Annotated in this window: 2 protein-coding genes and 1 pseudogene; 1 reads left to right on the forward strand and 2 read right to left on the reverse strand. The window is 55.2% G+C overall.

Features of this window, described 5'->3' with window-relative positions; genetic code table 11:
- Positions 1–36: 36 nt before the first annotated feature.
- Positions 37–879: pseudogene (locus tag AC9UG7_RS01780) on the reverse strand (cobalamin B12-binding domain-containing protein); the annotation flags it as partial.
- A 234-nt stretch (positions 880–1,113) separates the two neighbouring features.
- Here AC9UG7_RS01780 and AC9UG7_RS01785 point away from each other — a divergent pair.
- The gene (locus AC9UG7_RS01785) at positions 1,114–1,497 is read left to right on the forward strand and encodes a hypothetical protein (RefSeq protein WP_509583499.1); all 384 of its coding nucleotides are present in this window, start codon (positions 1,114–1,116) and stop codon (positions 1,495–1,497) included.
- Positions 1,498–1,541: 44 nt separating this feature from the next.
- Here the strand turns inward: AC9UG7_RS01785 and AC9UG7_RS01790 are convergent.
- Positions 1,542–2,303, reverse strand: a 762-nt coding sequence (locus AC9UG7_RS01790) for an amidase family protein (RefSeq protein WP_509583501.1), incomplete at its 5' end; no start/stop codon positions are given.

A 2,303-nucleotide genomic window follows, 5' to 3' on the forward strand; every position in this document is an offset into this window, starting at 1 on the left:
TACCTAATTTTGCTTCGAAAAATCGGTATCTGACCCCAATTCTGACCCCAATTCGCCTGACCCCAATTTGATCCACGGAGAAATAGCGTTCATGCGTATACGGTCGCCCAAGAGCGCACCGCCGCTTTTGCGTCGCGACGGGTCAATCGAAATGACGGCAATGCGTAAGGCGTCACCTTGGTCCAAGCGAAAGCGGCGTATCAACTCATCTGTGAGCGAAGACTTGCCCGCACCGCCGGTGCCGGTGATGCCTATGACGGGTACTTTCAGCGCAGCGGCCTGCGTTTTCAGTTGCGAACGCAAACCCTCGATCGCTGCAGTCGGTGTTTCCAGCGCGGTGATGAGTTGCGCCAGTGCGCGCCAACTGCTTGGTGTGTGACCTTGTATCGCCTCGATGGCGGTGGGCGCATAAGCGCATAAGTCCAGGTCGCAGCGCATGATCATCTCGCCGATCATGCCTTGTAAGCCCATGCGCTGACCATCTTGCGGGCTGTAAATGCGGGTCACGCCATAGGCTTGCAATTCGTCGATTTCTTCTTGCACGATGACACCGCCACCGCCGCCGAACACCTGTATGTGTGCGCCTCCACGCTGGCGCAGTAAATCGACCATGTATTTGAAATACTCGACATGGCCACCTTGGTAAGAACTGATGGCAATACCTTGCACGTCTTCCTGTAATGCAGCGGTAACGACCTCATCCACCGAGCGGTTGTGACCAAGGTGTATGACTTCAGCGCCCATACCTTGCAAGATACGGCGCATGATGTTGATGGCAGCGTCATGACCGTCAAACAAACTGGCAGCTGTGACAAAGCGCACCTTGTGTTTGGGTTTGTATTGGGCGAGCGCTTGAAATTCAGCGGATAAATCGGTCATGGTGAGAAGATAAGTTCAGGCGTAAACAATGAACATAAAAGGGGACTTGTGGAGGGCATCTGATTTCCACAAGTTGACGTAACGTCAATCATAGCTGTGTTTGGAGTTTCGCTGCACGTGGGCCGTCAATGGCTTGATCGAACTAAAACCCAGGGATGATCCCGAATCTGAAACTGCCCTATGAACCCCGCTATGCTTAATGCCATCACACCACCCGAGTCTGAGGACACAAACATGGCCATTTCATGGTTAAGCGCACTCAAGGTCGTGCCTTGGGACAAGGTCATCGAGCACGCGCCCGGCGTATTGGACAAAGCACGCAGTTTGATTGACAAACACCGGGGTGCAGCGGCGCCGGGGTCTGACACCTCAGCGGTACAAGAAACCGAGGCGTTGCCCAGCCTTGAGGAATTGAACTCACGCTCAATGGCTTTGCAAAAGCAACTCCAAGAACAAGCAGCGGTTCAACAAAGCATGGCGCAGACCATGACCGAATTGGCCGAGCAACAAGCCGGCTTGATTGCCATGGTCAAGCGTTTGCAATCACAGTTGAAATGGTTGCTAGCAGGTGCGGTTTTAGTGTTGACAGGGTGTGTGGTTTTGTTGACCATGAAGTGAAGCAAAAGCTGCCGCTGGCGCAGACCCAACTGTTGAAGTTCAGCTTAGGCTGGTCGCACCGCTAACCAATCCCCCACCGCTTCTTCATACGCCAACCCGGTTGCCAAGAGTGCCACATCACCACGAGGTTGACCAATCAGTTGCATGCCCATGGGCAGTCCTTGTGTATTGAATCCACAGGGGACATTCAGTGCGGGCAAACCCGCCAGACTGGCGTAAAGCGTCACCTCCATCCAGCGGTGGTAGGTGTCCATCTGCACCGGCCCATTCAGTGTTTTTACCGAGGCTGGCCAACGTAGGTCTATGGCAAACGGCCAGACTTGAGCGCTGGGCAAGACCAACATGTCAAAGCGGCTGAGCAACGCCAACATATGTTGGTAAAACGCGCTGCGTTTGGTACTTGCCTGTAAAAAATCGGGCGCAGTCATGCCTGCAGCCTGGTCAAATTCCCACAGTGCTTCGGGCTTGACCTGGTCCCGCCCCTTGGCCACCATGGGTGCGATACGCGAGGCGGTCAGCACCCTCCGCCAAGCCAGCCAGGTCTGCCAAACCGAAGGCGCAGAAAAGTTCGGTGTCACAGGCTCCACATGAGCGCCTAGGTTAGTCAAGCGCTGCAAACCGTTTTCACAGGCCTCCAACACGCCCGCCTCCATCGGTAAATAGCCGTTCAAATCACCCAGCCAACCCACGCGCAAGCCTTTGGCCTTGGGTTGTAACTGTGAAGACCAGCCTGGCGGCAAACTGGCCAGCGACAGCGGCGCACGATCGTCATAACCGGCCATGGTCTCCAGCAGCCGCGCGAGATC

The organism is Limnohabitans sp., assembly GCF_046052765.1.
GTDB lineage: Bacteria > Pseudomonadota > Gammaproteobacteria > Burkholderiales > Burkholderiaceae_C > Limnohabitans.